The following is a 17290-nucleotide window of genomic DNA, read 5'->3' as shown; positions in this document are numbered from 1 at the left end:
TTACCGCGGCTGCTGGCACGGAGTTAGCCGGTGCTTCTTCTGTGATTAACGTCAATTAATAAACCTATTAGATTCATTACCTTCCTCATCACCGAAAGTACTTTACAACCCGAAGGCCTTCTTCATACACGCGGCATGGCTGCATCAGGGTTCCCCCCATTGTGCAATATTCCCCACTGCTGCCTCCCGTAGGAGTCTGGACCGTGTCTCAGTTCCAGTGTGGCTGGTCATCCTCTCAGACCAGCTAGAGATCGTCGCCTTGGTGAGCCATTACCACACCAACTAGCTAATCCCATATGGGTTCATCAAATGGCGCATGGCCCGTAGGTCCCATGCTTTGGTCTCTCAACTTTATGCGGTATTAGCAGTCGTTTCCAACTGTTGTCCCCCTCCATTCGGCAGATCCCCATACCTTACTCACCCGTCCGCCACTCGTCATCAAGTGCAAGCACTCATGTTACCGTTCGACTTGCATGTGTTAAGCCTGCCGCCAGCGTTCAATCTGAGCCATGATCAAACTCTTCAATTTAAAGTTTGATGCTCAATAACTGTCTCTGACATATTCAAATGAATCTTCAGTGTCACTTATCAAGACTTAATTTTTTAGTCCGTAGACTTTAATCTTTTGTCTCGCAAGTGCCCACACAGATTGTCTGTTTCTTCTTTTTAAAGAGCTAACAGCTTATATCCCTCATCAACCTTCGTTGATTTAGTTCGCTGTCTCAAGGGTTGCGTATACTACGCTAACCTTTTTTATTCGTCAAGATCTTTTTTAAAATTTTTGATCTCACTTAATCACCAACTCTTCGTCTGCTTGTCGCTGACTGCGTGTCAGTGGATGCGCATTATAGGGGCTTAAAAATTTCCTGCAAGTGTTAATTGCAATTTTTTTTTCGTTTGCATTTTATTTGTTCAAATCTACATGTTTAATATATTTGGCATAAACAAAATAAACGTTATTTGCTATAGAAAAAACAATTCATTAAGTTAATTTACATGGTAAATATAAAGAACCTCATATTTTTAACGTGAATTTAGAATATTAATTTACATTCTAAGTTTTAAATTTAATAAAGATATTTCAAAGCATTAAGTCAAATAATAGATGATATTATCTAACGAATTGCACCAATAAGGTATTTTGCTTTATTTTTGAAAACTAGCGTTATTATTTTAGCGATGATGACACTTACGATTAAAGTTGACACTAAAAAAATTACAGCTCCCAATGATGCTAACCAACCGTTGTCGGTTTTGATTACATAACCTAGAGGAGAAATATACAATAGCTGTTCAAGTTCTAAAACAATAATTTCATGAATAAAATAGATAGGAAAACTAATATTTGCCATATAAGAAAAGAATTTATATAACTTCCCCTCATTCGTTTTATGATTCAGCCCATCTAAAAAATAAAGCGCTAATATAAATAAAACGATTTTTTGTAATGTATCATAATAAAGTTTTTCTACACCTAAATGACTCATATAGCGATAAGCAAATGGAACAAAAAAACATAAACTAAAAAGAAACACAACTAAGAATAAATTATCTTTAACTGTTTTGATAATAATTTGATAATTTTGTTTTATCATCATGCCAATTAAATAAACTGGTCCATAATGCAACAAATTTAAAATAGGTTGAGTAAAATCAGGTTTAGTAAACACCACAACCCAAAACATAGCAATCAGACCAGCTACAATTAAATTCTTCTTCGACCAAAAATATAATAAAGGAGCCATTAAATAAATAATGATAATCATCGGGATAAACCACAATGGTAGCAGTTGTGTTCCCGTCAGCATCATCCTAACTATTGAACTAACAACACTAGTTTCAGTCGATGAAAACCAAGGTAAATTAGATAAATACTGATAATGAAAAAAAACAAAGCAAAAAATAGATACTGAAATATAAGGACAAACAACAGTTTTAAACTTTGATAAATAATAAGTTTTGGTATCAAATTTATAAGTTAGATGTTGAAATAAAAAACCAGCAATTAATACAAAAAAAGTAGTGAAATTAAAGGCAAATAAATTTAAAAAAGAAAATAAATAACTATTAGCAATTAAATGAGTATTTTTAAACACACCCAAACAGTGACTAAAAACAATCATTATAATTGCAACACCACGTAATACATGTATAGAATGAATTTTTTGCGGTTTATCTGTTACCATTTTAGATACTGTGAATAATGAAATAAACTAGCGTACATTATCACATTTCTATGTAACTGAAACTACAATTTACAAAAATAAATGTCCAAACAAATAAAAAATAAAATATCATTTAAAATTAATTAATTATAAACATCTTTCTGAATTGACCCTGCAAATGAATTTGTGAATTTACCTATTTTGAACTACTCTAATGAGCAAAAACAAGTTAAATATAAAATGAATGAATAAAAAGTAAGACAAATGGCAGTCGAGCTAGCTAAAAGCATAAAAACGTAGAAAGATTTAGGCAAATTAACGTGTTTTATGAACAAACTAGTGATTGATACCACATTAAATGAAGAAATAACCACGCATCTAGGTCATGAAAAACACAAAAAAAACTAAGAAGTAACACATGTAACGGTTATAGCACAAAAACCGTTATACAAGTGATGATGGCGAGTTAGAGCTCACCATTTCACGATTATGCTCTTATCTTCTTTTTTTGTTCCACTTTCATTTAAAATCGATTAATCTGTTTATTTTTACATAATCACCAATACAACTCCAGCTTGTTTAATTACTTCTTCCAACCCTTTATCCCACATATTTTTTACTCCCTCCGTGATTATAACAGCTACATAACTAGAATTAGATGTATAACTATAGCTGTTAATTTTAGGATATCAATTCAATCATAATTTGAGGATTTAAAAATTTGTTAAAAACTTTCAGGTAACTATGTGTTTCAGTATAAAAATACAGCTTATAACAGATAAATTGGAAAATTTGCAGTATTATCATTTAGTAATTTGATTAAACTAAATGGATAAGATTGATGATTTTTATAAAAATTTAAAAATAATTTATATTAAAAATCATTGTGTTACTCTTTTTATCATTAAATATTAAGAAATATATGAAATTAAATTGAACTTTTCCCCATTTAGTTTGTCTATATTAACAGATTACGTTTTTCATTTTTTGCCTTCCATTCGAGTTTTCGAGTGGATTTTTTTTTGCCTGATATTTTTTCCATTTGCATATTTTGTAAAATCCTTTCTTCTTCCATTATCTATTAAGAACTACTTGCTTTAGTTTTTTTGCTTATTTTGTTTGATATAATTTGCACTAATACGTATAGAAAGCTAGTATTGCTAGAATTTTAATTATTTAAATAGCGCCTTTTCTTTCGTTATCAAATCTTCTTATAAATTGTTTTAAATTTTTTTGAATACTACTATTTTAAATAAAAGATTAAGCAATGAGCTGTACTTTGGTTGCGAAATAATTATGTGAGCAGAGAGATTATTATGTTATTTTCAAAAAGGACACAAGGGCACTTAATCGCATTAATGACAGTGTTTCTTTGGGGAACAACATTTATTGCAACTAAAGTTTTATTGACGGATTTTAAACCAATAGAGATCTTGTTTTTTCGATTTGGACTTGGCTATCTAACCCTTTGGATCTTATCACCGCGCTTTTTGGCTTGGCAGGGGGTTAAGCGAGAGTTTATGTTTTTATGTGCAGGGCTGTGTGGTGTAACTTGTTACTTTTTATGTGAGAATATTGCATTAACTTATACTACAGCTTCAAATGTTGGAGTAATTACCACTTTAGCACCAATATTTACTGCAATACTATCTATTTTCTTTTTAAAAACCGAAACACCACCTAAACGTTTTTATATTGGTTGTTTATTTGCAATTATTGGTGTTGGACTAATTAGCTTTAATGGTAAGTTTGTGCTTTCGTTAAATCCACTTGGTGATCTGCTTACTATGTTGGCTTGTTTATTTTGGGCTTGTTATTCGATTTTAACTAAAAAAAGTAGCAATTATGGTTACAATACTATTTTGTTAACAAGGCGATTCTTTTTTTATGGTTTGATGTTAATGTTTCCTGTGTTATCTCTCTTCGACTTTGATTGGAATTTATCACGTTTTACCGATCCCGTTAACATTTTTAATTTTTTATTCTTGGGTGTTGGTGCCTCGGCTATTTGTTTTTCATCTTGGAACTATGCTGTTAAATTAATTGGTGCAGTTAAAATTAGTATTTATTTATATTTAGTTCCAATTCTTACTATTATTGCGGCTGTTATTATTTTGAACGAACCTTTCACCTGGATTGCTGCTATCGGAACATTATTTACGCTTTGTGGTGTGTTATTGTCAGAAGGTAAAATTCGCATAAAAAGAAACTAATTAATTTTAATACTTATAAAAAGCCCAAAGGCACATGAGAGCTTTGGGTCTGAAAACGGTTTTTATATTTGAGATGGTTAATTAAGTTATTGCGTTCTTTTATCGATTGCATCCATGATAATTTGCCCTAAATGCTGATAATCTTCGTCAAAATGATGGCCTCCGGGTAATTTGAATGCTTCACCTTTCATTTCTGGCTGTAAGCATCCAGTATCGTCTTTCTCTTCTTCACCATAAATACAAAATAGTTTACTCGCTGGTATGTTATTGACTTCTGGACCTGTTTTCATTTCATTACCAGATTGACCAAGCCAACCACTGATTTCAATTTCAAAATTGGCATTTTTTGAAAATGCGATCATCACAATCGCTTGAACACTATTTTGATCTGTAGTTGATAACCGGTTATAAAGTGCAGGTAAAATATCTCCACCGAATGAATAGCCTGTAAGCACGAAACGAGTTGTACCCCATTTTTCGCGATATTGTTGCATCAAATAGGCGAGATCTTTTGCACTACGCTCAACAGAACGGTGTTGCCAAAACAGCTTTAAAGCATCGACACCAACAACAGGGTAACCATGCGCTGCCATATATTCAGCAGATACTTTGTCTAAGTCACGCCAGCCCCCATCGCCAGAATAATAAAGAGTAACGGTTTTAGGATGAACTTCTTTACTCGTTGCGGGTAATTCAATAACAGGTAGCTGTTGGTGATCACCAAATAAAATTGAAGATAAATGCAAACTTAAAAGCTCAACAGGTGAGGTTTGGTATTCGCCAATTCCTGTGGTGACAGCAATCTTTTTCTGTTCTCGTGGGAATACGGCAACATTTTCTTCGGGTGGGTTATTCCAAATTACTTGCCACGTTCCGTAGTTAGCTTGACTTGGCAATGGATCATCACAATCTTTATGATCTAATATGAATTCTATTGATAATGCTTTAGCATCATCACTTTGCTGTTCTGCTAGCCATCGATAAGCAAAAGTGGCACCTTCTCTCATACCTGCGACAGCAAAATTAGACTCTCCTAATATGTTTACAGCTTGGTTAAAGCGATTTTTTTGCTCAGCACAAGTTGCTTGCGGTTTTAATTCAAACTGAACTAGTTTGGCGCCCATTTTTTCAGATAAGTTTAATAGTTGTTGTTCTGTAAAATGATTGTTGTTAGTTGCGACAATAATAGCCGCAGCTTCGGCTGTTTGTTTAGGTTTTGCCGATATAATAGAAAAGTCATTTTCGATTGTTATCGTTTTTACTGACGCACTATCTTGGTTTTTTATCAAATACCAACCAACAAATCCTAATAGTACTATGAGTATCATAACAATTAACAACAAAATGCCGTGTATTATTTTTTTCATATTATGATCTCTTATTCTTTTTTAATCCCGTTATTCCACCTGAAATTAGCATGGTGGTATCAATGATTGCAACTAAAGGATCAAGCCCTGCTGGAGCGGCCATATAACGTGGCTCCCAGTGTGTTGCAAACTTCTCTTTAAAGCGACGTAATCCTTGGAAGTTATAAAAACGTTCCCCCCGTCTAAAAACTAATGCACCTAGTCTTTGAATCATGGGAGCGCCTCGACGTCTTTGCATACCTGCAAGTGGAACCATCCCTAAACTGAAGAATTTAAAATCTTTTTGTTGATAATGCAAAATCAACCCAACCATTAAAAACTCCATAGTTAATTTAGGAATATCTTGGACAACACGCATTAAATCAATGCTTGCACTATAATTTTGATTTGTTTCTAGCAGATTTACAAAAGCAATAATACGACCTTCATATTTTATTGCCGCAATAGTGAAATTGTTCAAGTATTGCTCGGAAAAAGATCCTAACGAAAATTGCTTTTCTTTAGCGTGCTTGCTTTTTAACCATGCATCTGAAACTGCTTTTAATTCATCAAGTGGTGCTGTGCCTGGAGAATAAAATACTAAAGATAGACCATCTCGTTGACCACGATTCCAAGTGTAGCGAAGATCTTTATAATCTTTTGAGCTTAAATCAAATTGTTTTAAATTAACTAAGGCTTCTTCACCTAGCTTAATAGTTCTAAGACCAATATCCATATAAAAAGGTAAATTTGCTGCTTTAACTTGATAAAAAACCGGACGAAGATTATGTTGATCGCACAAATCTCGAAAAGTCCAAATTAAACTAGCACGATCAGTACTGTTTCCAATTGGATCATAAAGGGCAACCATGCTTCTGCCTCGTTTGGCATACATTATGAAAGCTGTTTGTGATTCATTAAAAAGTAATGACTTATCGCCACTCATGGCAAGCCCACCTTCAGGTTGTTTTGAATCTAAAATGATTTGATAGGCTTTATTTAGCTCGTTTTGTTCTGGTTGAGTTAGAATTGGTGGTGCAGGGCGAAATAACCAAAACAACATAATAAAGCTTAACAAAATAAAACTGCCTAAAGCGGCACGAAGAGCACGCGGTACTCGGCTGTCTAACTCAAATTGCCACCATAAATCGTGACTATAAGGAATATCTTGATATATAAATAAAATTAGCCATACAAAAAGCGCAATAATGCAAAAGCAAATGACAAAGGATTTAATTGAAAAAGGTAATATGCTTAATCGACTTTTACGATAGAAAGCATGTTTAAAATGGATTAATAATATTGCTATAATTAATAATACACTGGCTTCAATCCAATGTAATCCGCGTAAAAGCGAGCAGATACTACCTAAAAATAATAAAATAATCGAAATGCCCCATGCAAAATAGAGTCTTCGTCTTACTCCTACTGCAAGTAATATGCATAAAACGCCAATTAAACTAGCAATTAGATGAGCAATATTGACTATTTTACTGGGGATAAAGGTGCTGACTAAATGGTGATTAAACCCAGGAAGTACACTTGAAAACATCATCACCACACCGGCAAAAAATACAGCTGCCGCCATGATGGGCGCTGCAATTCCTGTTTCTGTCTCTTTAACTTGAGGTGCAGTTAAAAAATGTTTTCCCTCGTTTATTAAAAGCAAAATAGCCGCCAAAATAAGGGGGATTAAAATATAAATAATGCGATAAATGATTAATGCAACGGTTAATGAAGCTATATTAATTTCGGATGAAAATGCCGCTAACATAATGGCTTCAAATACACCAACACCACCAGGAACATGACTCAACACTCCAGCTACTAACGCCAGAATATAGATCATAATAAAGGTAGCAAAATCAGGGTGTTTTGGTAAAAGGAAATAAAGTACTGCGCCAGCCAAAATGGCATCAAATAGAGTAATAATAAATTGGTAAGATGCTAAACGAAGATTAGGAAGACGGATAGACCATCGAAATAATTGATATAATTGGGTGTTGTTATTTGGTTTTTCTGCTAATCGCTTATTTTGCAAAAAGATAAATAGCACACCATAAAAGCAAATTACGCTACATGCAATTATCCACACACTATTTGCTGATAAATGCAAAGCTAACATCGTATTTTTGGGATGAATTAAAGCGGTAATCGCTGCTAATAGTGGTAACGTGAATCCTAATGATAAGGTAACAAAAATTGACATTCTGGCAACATCAATAGTTGTTAATCCTTGTTTAAAATAGAGACGACAACGCACCGCACCACCAGATAATGCCGACAATCCGATTGCATTACCAATAGCTGAGGCACAAATTCCGCCCAGTACAATAGTTGCGGGTTTCAATTTGACACCCGCATAACGTGCAGCTGACCATTCGTAGCAGATCAACATTAAATAACTACCAATGGCAGATAAACACGAAAATAAAATTGTAGACATTGAAAGGTGATGAATAGCTCTTTTTAACTCATTAACATTAATTGTCTTAAGTAAGTGCCAACACACAATCAGTGCTATAAAAAAGATAGATAGACCAAATAGTAGAGCTATAAATTGGCGATAACGAGTGAAGTATTCTATTAACTGCCAAGGCAAAACTTTACGCGTTGATATTTTCACTTAATCAACTCCAATATTTGCTTTGATAATATTTTGATTCGCGCATTCTACCTTTCCATTTTAGTGAAAACAATCGTGATAAAATAAAAAAAAGATAAAAAATATTTACATTCAATGTTTTTCTATATGTAGATATTTCATATAAAAATAATAAGACTATCTATTTAGCCTAAATTGATATTGATTTACTATATTAAATAACGTCTTTGCTAATTATTTAGTATATATATATACATAAAATTTTTATGTGTTTATCATTCTGTCTTTAATTAATTTGTTGAGTAAAAATGAGATGAACGAATTATCAAATACCTTCTTAACAAAGGAACAACAAAAGCTTGTTTTGGATGTTCAATCTTTTGTTAAACAGAAACTATCCAATGATTTTTCTGGTCATGATATGGCGCACATTGAACGTGTTGTAAAGTTAGCAAAAAAGATTTTACAGCATGAACCAAAAGCGAACGGTTTTATTGTGATTGTTAGCGCTTATTTACATGATGTGATTGATGAAAAAGTGGTTGCTGATGTAAGTCAAGCAATAATGGAATTGCGTGATTATTTAACGTCTCTAAAACTTACCGACACCGAAATTAAGATGATTTTTGCTATCATCGAGAATATGTCATATCGAAAAAATCTTAATCAGAAAAAAGAATTATCACTAGAAGGGCAGATCGTACAAGATGCCGATCGTTTAGATGCATTGGGTGCAATTGGTATTGCTCGCACCTTTTATTATGGCGGTAATAAGCATAATATTATGTACGATCTTAATATTTCACCACGAACTTCATTGGATGAAAATAATTATAAACATCCTAATACCGTTATTAATCATTTTTATGAAAAACTTTTTTTACTTAAAGATATGATGAATACCCCCATAGCAAAAAAGCTAGCTGAGCCAAGACATCATTTTTTAGTTCAGTTTGTTAAACAATTTGAAAAAGAATGGCAAGGAGAGGATTATTCTTACTGAAAATTAGTTTATCGATAATAGTTAGAGTATGAATAATTAATTTTTGAAAAATTTGTATAACACCTGCCTCTTTTAAAAAGACAGGTTTTACTAAAATGGAATTGGTGTTCCAACTAATCCAAGCACAATAGGAAGAGTGATCAAGCTTAATAAAGTACTGAGCAAGGTCGCACTTGATACCAGTTCTGGATGACTATCAAATTGTACTGACATTAATGTGGTATTGGCGGCACTTGGCATTGCAGCTAGGACAATTAAAACTTGTTTATAAACAGGCTCAATTGGCATAAAGTAAACCATACAAAATGCCACAATTGGTGAAATAACCATACGTGCAAGCAAGGCAAATGAGATTTTAGGATAATCAAGCTGAGTAAGTTTTATTTTTGCCAGTTGCATGCCCAAAATAATCATGATCACTACAATTGATGCGTCACCGATCATTCCGATTGAAGTCATAATCGATTTAGATAAAGGGATGTGGCACAATTGGAAAATAATACCTAAAAAAGCACCATACGCTACAGGCATGCGAATAACTTTATTAATAACGTCTTTTTGATTTACAATGTCACTATGAGCGCTACCTTTAGCCGCATAGTAAATGCCGACAGTGCTCATTACAAACTGTTGTAATACCATCATTATTACGCCAAGATCAAAGCCGACTGCTCCAAAAAAGATTAATAGTACAGGAGTACCATAGTTACCATTGTTCATAAAACAGGAACTCAAAATCATTGCACAGCGCTCTTTAACTGAATACTTCATGAGTATCGACCAAATTGAGACGATAATGACTAATGAAAAGCATAAACCAAAGACATAACCAATATAAAATAGATAATCTGTGGTTAAAGTATGAGTATAAAACGTTTTAAATGCCAAAAAGGGCGATAGCACATAAAGTGACATTTTCGATAGGTTGGCGACATCAAATTTTAAGGCTTTTTGTGCGATAAAACCTACAATAAAGATACAAAAAATAGGAAATAAAATAATAAAAAATTGCATAAGTTATATCTTTTGGTTAATTAAATTAATTCATTGAATCAAAAGCTATAATGATTGATTCTCGAAGTTTTTGACATGTTTCATCATCAAGCGCTTGATTGTTTTTATCAGTTAGAATAAACAGATCTTCAATATGTTCGCCGATAGTTGCTATTTTAGCGCTACGTAATGATAAATCTAAATTAGCAAATATTTCGCCCACACAAGCCAGCAATCCCGGTCTATCAAGTGCTATGAGCTTCATATAGGTTTGGCTGTCATTAAAGGCTGAAAGAAAATTAACCTGAGTCGGCACTGAAAACGATCGCAATCGTTGTTTCGGTGGTTTTATGGTGACAGGTTTGTATACAGGTTGTTGTAGTGCTTTATCAAGTGCATTTACTAGACCTTGGTTTCTATCTTCTTGTACTGTCTGTCCATTAGGCTCTAATACGATAAATGTATCGAGTGCAAATCCTTTTTTATTTGTAATGATAAGTGCATCATGAATAGTTAAATTATGCATACTTAGCGTATTACACACAGTTGCAAATAGATAAGGTCTATCTGGCGAATAAATAAAAAGCTCACTACCACCATGAGATGGATTTGGATTTATGGCTACTAATGTTTTGCCCAAGTCATGTTGCAATAGAATTTTTGCATGCCATACAATTTGTTCGGTTGTATAACGGACAAAGTAGTCAATGCGATAGTTTTGCCAAAGCTCTTTAATAATTTGTTCATCATAATTTTGTTTAACTAAAATGGTTAATGCTTCTTGCTTATTTTTACGTGCAACACTTCGCTGTTCGGGTATTTGGTGTATACCAGAGTCAAAGGAATTTGCTGCACTAAGATAGAGTTCGCGCATTAAACTTTGTTTCCAATTATTCCAAAGCGTTTCGTTTGTAGCACAAACATCAGCTACTGTTAGGCATAACAAATACTGTAAGCGACGCTTACTTTTGACCAATTGAACAAATTCTCCAATTACCGCAGGGTCTTGTAAATCTCTGCTTTGAGCAGTAACAGACATCAGTAAGTGATAACGTACTAGCCAGCAAATTAAATCAGTATCTTTGGTTTCGAGTTCGTGTAGTTGACAAAATTTTTCAACTAAATGAGCGCCAATTTCCGAGTGATCGCCATGCCTACCTTTGCCAATATCATGAAATAGACCAGCAATTACCAATAATTCGAGTTTAGGTAATTTAGCAAATACTTTTGCACTATTAGGATGTTTTTGTTTGCCACTTTCGGTTTTAAGACTATCAAGTTCAAGCAGTAAGCGGATAGTATGTTCATCAACAGTGTAAGCATGGAACAGATCAAATTGCATCATCCCAGATATATGCTTCCAACCCGGTATATAGACAGAAAGTATACCGTATTTATGCATTGGTAAAATGGCTTTATTAATTGCATCTGGGTGCTTGATAATCGACATGAAAAGCACTCTTGCTTTGGCATCTTCACAAAGTAAAGTGGTTAGTGTGCGCCGAGCGGAACGTAATTGTCTAATTGTATTAGAATACAGTCCTGTAATTTGAGGATTCAACAAAATAGTGTGAAAAAGCTGCATAATCATGACGGGATCTTTTTTGAAAATGTCATTATCTTTTACATCAATTAGGTTGTCTCGAACTTGAAAATATTTATCAATATCGTAAGGTTTGTTGTGTGGATTATGTTCAAGTATAGATTCATAAAACAGTTGTAATAACATTTGATTAAGTTCAGTAATATTGTGAGCAACACGATAATAATCATGCATCATTTTCTCAACAGGAGCATTACCTTCGCCTTGATAACCTAACATGTTAGCAATGCTTAACTGACGATCGAATAACAAACGATTATCATAACGAGTTATGACACAATGAAGCGCAAAACGTATTCTCCATAAAAATTTACGACAAGTTTTAAAGTCTTCAATATCTTCAGGGGTTAAATAGTTGAAATCAGCTATTTTTTGTAGAAATTCGCCACCAAAGTGACGAATCGCTATCCATTGAATAATTTGCATATCTCGCAATCCACCCGGACTATTTTTCAAATCAGGCTCTAGGTTATAAGAGGTGCTGTGATATTGCTTATGACGTTCATGTTGTTCTTGTATTTTTGCCTTATAAAAAGCACGAGACGGCCAGATTTTATCGCTAAAAATTTGCTTGTGTAGTTCATCTAATAGTAATTGATTGCCAGAAATAAGCCTTGATTCAATCAAATTAGTCATTATTGTGATATCATTTTTTGCTTCTTTTAGGCAGATTCTTAATGTTCTAACACTGTGCCCTATATCTAAATGCAAATCCCATAACAAGCGGACTAAATCACTGATCTGTTTTTCTATCTCTTTAGTCAACGGATAATCACTTAAAATTAAAATATCAATATCTGACAGTGGGTGTAATTCCGCTCGACCATAACCACCAACAGCAACCAAAGCGATACGATTACGTTTAAAGAAGGAAGAAACATGTTTAGGTATTTGATAAAAACGCCATAAGCGCTCAAGTAAACGGTCAATAAATTGACTGCGTAAATTCACTAAGGTATCAATGTCAGCTTGTTGTTCAAACTGAACCATGGACCATTGCTGAAACTCCTCAAGCTGTTGTTTTAGATATGTAATATTTATCTGTTCATCATTAAAATTAAGTGGAGAGACAGGGTAACACAAATGGGTTTTAGTCATAGCTATATTATCAAATTAAGACAATTCAATAACTATATCGTTACCCGATTTTAAATGGCTGTCAAGCTACGGTTATAAGAAAGCAAATTGTTAGTGATTGATATTAATTATACAAAAGGAACAATAATTTGTTCCCTTTGTAAAAAAGTTTCAGGTAAGTATGTGTTTGAGTATAAAATTATAAAGTAAAATCGCTTAAATCATCTTCATTAATTTCAGAATCAATTTGTCCAACTAGATATGAGCTCATTTCGGCTTCTTGTGGTGCTACTTGCACATTATCGGAAACAAGCCAGTTATTAATCCATGGAATTGGATTGGATTTAGCTTCAAAAGGTAATTTTAGTCCGACCGCTTGCATACGAATGTTCGTTATATACTCGACATATTGGCATAATATATCTTTATTTAAACCAATCATTGAGCCGCCCTCAAACAGGTATTCGGCCCATTGTTTTTCTTGATTAGCGGCTTGTAAAAATAAGTTATAACAATCTTGTTCACATTCTTTGGCAATTTCAGCCATTTCGGGATCGTCTTCACCACTGCGTAGTGTGTTGATCATAAACTGAGTGCCAGTTAAATGTAGCGCTTCGTCGCGGGCAATAAGTTTAATGATTTTGGCATTCCCTTCCATTAGTTCTCGTTCAGCAAAAGCAAATGAGCAGGCAAAACTAACATAGAAGCGAATAGCCTCAAGTGCATTGACACTCATTAAACATAAGTAAAGTTTCTTTTTAAGTTCACGTAAATTAATGCAAACAGTGCGATTATTGATGTTATGTTCACCCTCACCAAATAAATTATAGTAACTTGCATAGCTAATAAGATCATCATAATAACCTGCAATGTCACCAGCACGTTTTTGAATTTCTTTATTAGTGACAATATCATCAAAAACTACAGATGGATCGTTAACGATATTACGAATGATATGAGTATATGAACGAGAATGAATGGTTTCAGAAAACGACCAAGTTTCTACCCATGTTTCCAATTCAGGTATTGAAATAAGTGGCAGTAAAGCAACATTAGGGCTACGGCCTTGGATGGAATCAAGCAGAGTTTGATATTTTAAATTGCTGATAAAAATATGTTTTTCATGCTCTGGTAACGCAGCATAATCAATACGGTCTTGTGAAATATCGACTTCTTCTGGGCGCCAAAAAAAAGAAAGTTGTTTTTCAATTAGCTTTTCAAACATCTCATATTTTTGTTGATCATAACGCGCAACATTCACTGATTGTCCAAGGAACATTGGTTCTTTAAGCTGGTCGTTATGCACTTGCGAAAAGGTACTGTAATTCATACTCATAAAAGAACTCCTACTCATTTACTGTTGCTTTTACCGCTTCCTTTTGACAGTGTAAAAGGCAAGTTGAATGGGGAAATTACTAGTTTTCCCCGATAAAAAATTGAATTTTAGCGTGTAGCTATTTAGTTTTAATCAAGGTTAAATTTTGCAAGCGCCACCTTCACAGCCATCATCCGAATGGGTTGTTGAAACAATATCACCTTGAATATCTTCAGCGCCATCGCGTGTATTATGATAATAGAGTGTTTTTACGCCAAATTTATAAGCAGTCAATAAGTCTGATAATAGCTGTTTCATGGGTACTTTATTATTTGGGAACTTAGCTGGGTCATAATTAGTATTAGCAGAAATTGATTGATCAATAAATTTCTGCATGATGCCAACTAATTGTAAATAACCAGTGTTATTTGGAATTTGCCAAAGTAATTCGTAAAAATTTTTCAGATGGTTATACTCAGGAACCACTTGTTTTAAAATACCATCTTTTGATGCTTTTACACTAATAAAACCACGTGGTGGTTCAATACCATTTGTTGCATTGGAAATTTGTGACGAAGTTTCTGATGGCATTAATGCCGATAATGTCGAATTACGAAGTCCATAGGTTTTAATTGATGCTCGTAGTGATTCCCAGTCATAGTGTAACGGCTCTTTAGTAATGGTATCTAAATCTTTTTTATAAGTATCAATAGGTAAAATACCTTGCGAATATGTGGTTTGACTAAATAATGGGCAGGCACCCTTTTCTTTAGCTAGATTATTCGATGCTTTTAGCAAATAGTATTGCATTGCTTCAAAGGTACGGTGAGTTAAATTGTTGGCGCTGCCATCGGAATATTTAACCCCATGTTTTGCTAAATAATAGGCATAGTTAATAACACCAATACCTAATGTACGACGATTTAATGAAGAATGACGAGCTGCAGGTACAGGATAATCTTGGTAATCAAGTAGTGAATCAAGAGCACGTACTGCTAAATCGGCTAGTTCTTCAAAGTCATCTAGGGATTCTATTTTACCTAAATTAAAGGCTGATAATGTGCAAAGAGCAATTTCGCCATGTTCATCATTAACGTTATTAAGCGGTTTTGTTGGCAGTGCAATTTCCATACATAAATTAGATTGATGAACAGGTGCTAATTGAGCATTAAATGGGCTGTGAGTATTACAGTGATCGACATTTTGGATATAAATACGCCCAGTTGATGCGCGCTCTTGCATTAATAATGCAAAGAGTTCAACGGCTTTAACTTCGCGTTTGCGAATATTTGGATCTTGTTCATATTGTTTATAAAGTGTTTCAAATTTATCTTGATCGGCAAAGAAAGCATCATAAAGACCAGGAACGTCCGATGGGCTAAATAAGGTAATATTTTCGTTTTTGATTAAACGTTGATACATTAATTTATTGATTTGTACGCCATAGTCTAAATGGCGGACACGATTTTCTTCAACGCCACGGTTGTTACGTAATACTAATAAACTTTCAACTTCTAAATGCCAAAGAGGATAGAAAACAGTTGCTGCTCCTCCTCGCACACCACCTTGCGAACAAGATTTAACCGCTGTTTGGAAATATTTATAAAATGGAATGCAGCCTGTATGAAAAGCTTCACCACCACGAATTGAGCTTCCTAACGCACGAATTCGCCCTGCATTAACTCCAATTCCTGCCCGTTGTGATACATATTTAACAATAGCGCTTGCTGTGGCGTTAATAGAATCTAAACTATCATCACATTCAATTAATACGCAAGAACTGAACTGTCGAGTAGGAGTACGAACCCCCGCCATAATTGGCGTTGGTAGCGAAATTTTAAAGGTTGAAACTGCATCATAAAAGCGTTTGATATAACTAAGACGTGTATCTTTAGGATAATTAGCGAAAAGGCAAGCTGCAACTAGAATATATAAAAACTGCGCGCTTTCATAAATCTCGCCAGTGACACGATTTTGTACTAGATATTTTCCTTCAAGCTGTTTAACTGCGGCATACGAAAAAGACATATCTCGCCAGTGATCGATAATCTTATCCATTTGTTCAAATTCTTCTTGCGTATAATCTTCAAGCAAGTGTTTATCATAAAGTTCACTGTCGACCAATTTTTTAACGTGTTCATAAAGTGAAGGTGGGGTAAATTGATTAAAGGCTTTTTTACGTAAATGAAAGATTGCTAAGCGTGCAGCTAAATATTGATAGTCTGGCGCTTCTTGTGAGATCAGATCGGCTGCAGCACGAATAATTGTCTCATGAATATCCGATGTACGAATGCCATCATAAAATTGAATATGTGAACGTAATTCAACCTGAGAAACAGAAACATTTTCTAATCCTTCAGCAGCCCATGTAATAACACGGTGGATTTTATCAAGGTTTATTGGTTCTTTCTTTCCATCTCGTTTGGTAACGAGTATTGATTTATTCATTCTTTCATTCCAATGTTAAAGTATATTTTTAATTATGATAATTGATATTTATCAAAATATACAATATGTAGTACCTATTAATTAAATTTATCACTATATGTAGTATTATTAATCAATAGTTCAAATTTATTAATTAAAATAAAACGTTATTGATTTTAATAGCTAGAATTTATTTTTTCATAAAAAATGAAAAAAAGAACTTATGCCAGTTACCGTCGTGCTGTCGATATCTTTTAATTGATTATCGGCAAAGTAAAAATTTGTGTAAAGCGATAACAAAAAATTTGAAAGCGATTTATCAGGCTACAACAGAACAGCAAGCACAAGCATTTACGCATTTTGGGTGAATTTGGGTTGAAAAGTAGGGCTATACTAGCCAGTCGTAGCGTATAGGAACTGGGAAAACTCAGCACCTTGTACTTACCCGTTGACATTCGCAAAGCAAATTTACATTACCAATGCAATAGAGTCTTTAAACAGTCCTATTCGCCATATCATCAAGAAATGTAAAGTTTTACAAAC

General features: G+C 33.9%; 9 protein-coding genes and 1 rRNA gene. 2 read left to right on the top strand and 8 right to left on the bottom strand.

Features of this window, described 5'->3' with window-relative positions; translation table 11 throughout:
* Positions 1 to 529 (bottom strand): 16S ribosomal RNA (locus ACGH6S_RS01730); the annotation flags it as partial.
* A gap of 586 nt (positions 530 to 1115) precedes the next feature.
* Complete coding sequence (locus ACGH6S_RS01725; RefSeq protein WP_065589605.1) at positions 1116 to 2186, bottom strand: acyltransferase family protein; 1071 nt, start codon at positions 2184 to 2186, stop codon at positions 1116 to 1118.
* A gap of 1295 nt (positions 2187 to 3481) precedes the next feature.
* Here ACGH6S_RS01725 and ACGH6S_RS01720 point away from each other — a divergent pair.
* Positions 3482 to 4378: a DMT family transporter gene (locus tag ACGH6S_RS01720; RefSeq protein ID WP_085163903.1), complete on the top strand. Its 897-nt coding sequence runs from the start codon at positions 3482 to 3484 to the stop codon at positions 4376 to 4378.
* 86 nt (positions 4379 to 4464) lie between these two features.
* Here the strand turns inward: ACGH6S_RS01720 and ACGH6S_RS01715 are convergent, their stop codons facing one another.
* Both ACGH6S_RS01715 and mprF read right to left on the bottom strand, forming a co-directional pair.
* The gene (locus ACGH6S_RS01715; RefSeq protein ID WP_411578250.1) at positions 4465 to 5745 is read right to left on the bottom strand and encodes a virulence factor family protein; all 1281 of its coding nucleotides are present in this window, start codon (positions 5743 to 5745) and stop codon (positions 4465 to 4467) included.
* 1 nt (position 5746) lies between these two features.
* Positions 5747 to 8350, bottom strand: coding sequence for a bifunctional lysylphosphatidylglycerol flippase/synthetase MprF (mprF, locus tag ACGH6S_RS01710; RefSeq protein WP_411578249.1), 2604 nt, complete (start codon positions 8348 to 8350; stop codon positions 5747 to 5749).
* A gap of 292 nt (positions 8351 to 8642) precedes the next feature.
* Between mprF and ACGH6S_RS01705 the strand changes: the two genes are divergently transcribed.
* Positions 8643 to 9332, top strand: a complete 690-nt coding sequence (locus tag ACGH6S_RS01705; RefSeq protein WP_411578248.1) for an HD domain-containing protein — start codon at positions 8643 to 8645, stop codon at positions 9330 to 9332.
* A 90-nt stretch (positions 9333 to 9422) separates the two neighbouring features.
* Here the strand turns inward: ACGH6S_RS01705 and ACGH6S_RS01700 are convergent, their stop codons facing one another.
* From ACGH6S_RS01700 to nrdA, 4 genes are all read right to left on the bottom strand, one after another.
* Positions 9423 to 10346 carry an AEC family transporter gene (locus tag ACGH6S_RS01700; protein ID WP_085163899.1) on the bottom strand — a complete coding sequence of 308 codons (924 nt, stop codon included), beginning with the start codon at positions 10344 to 10346 and terminating at the stop codon, positions 9423 to 9425.
* A gap of 25 nt (positions 10347 to 10371) precedes the next feature.
* Entirely contained in the window at positions 10372 to 13026 is a 2655-nt protein-coding gene (gene glnD / locus ACGH6S_RS01695) for a bifunctional uridylyltransferase/uridylyl-removing protein GlnD (RefSeq protein WP_411578247.1), read from the bottom strand.
* A 178-nt stretch (positions 13027 to 13204) separates the two neighbouring features.
* A complete protein-coding gene (gene nrdB / locus ACGH6S_RS01690) occupies positions 13205 to 14335 on the bottom strand; it encodes a class Ia ribonucleoside-diphosphate reductase subunit beta (RefSeq protein ID WP_065608766.1) in 1131 nt (376 codons plus the stop codon).
* A 144-nt stretch (positions 14336 to 14479) separates the two neighbouring features.
* On the bottom strand, positions 14480 to 16768 hold the full coding sequence (gene nrdA / locus ACGH6S_RS01685) for a class 1a ribonucleoside-diphosphate reductase subunit alpha (protein WP_411578246.1): 2289 nt from the start codon (positions 16766 to 16768) through the stop codon (positions 14480 to 14482).
* Between the last annotated feature and the right edge of the window lie 522 nt (positions 16769 to 17290).

The organism is Gilliamella sp. BG3 (assembly GCF_046635605.1).
GTDB classification, from domain to species: Bacteria; Pseudomonadota; Gammaproteobacteria; order Enterobacterales; family Orbaceae; genus Gilliamella; species Gilliamella bombi.
Note: the sequence above shows the minus strand (reverse complement) of the source record. Positions and strands in the feature narration are given on the sequence as shown.

Coding starts and splice junctions, on each gene's coding strand:
- glnD (WP_411578247.1), bottom strand. CDS start 13,026: ATGACTAAAACCCATTTGTGTTACCCTGTCTCTCCACTTAATTTTAAT.
- ACGH6S_RS01705 (WP_411578248.1), top strand. CDS start 8,643: ATGAACGAATTATCAAATACCTTCTTAACAAAGGAACAACAAAAGCTT.
- ACGH6S_RS01720 (WP_085163903.1), top strand. CDS start 3,482: ATGTTATTTTCAAAAAGGACACAAGGGCACTTAATCGCATTAATGACA.
- nrdA (WP_411578246.1), bottom strand. CDS start 16,768: ATGAATAAATCAATACTCGTTACCAAACGAGATGGAAAGAAAGAACCA.
- nrdB (WP_065608766.1), bottom strand. CDS start 14,335: ATGAATTACAGTACCTTTTCGCAAGTGCATAACGACCAGCTTAAAGAA.
- ACGH6S_RS01715 (WP_411578250.1), bottom strand. CDS start 5,745: ATGAAAAAAATAATACACGGCATTTTGTTGTTAATTGTTATGATACTC.
- ACGH6S_RS01700 (WP_085163899.1), bottom strand. CDS start 10,346: ATGCAATTTTTTATTATTTTATTTCCTATTTTTTGTATCTTTATTGTA.
- ACGH6S_RS01725 (WP_065589605.1), bottom strand. CDS start 2,186: ATGGTAACAGATAAACCGCAAAAAATTCATTCTATACATGTATTACGT.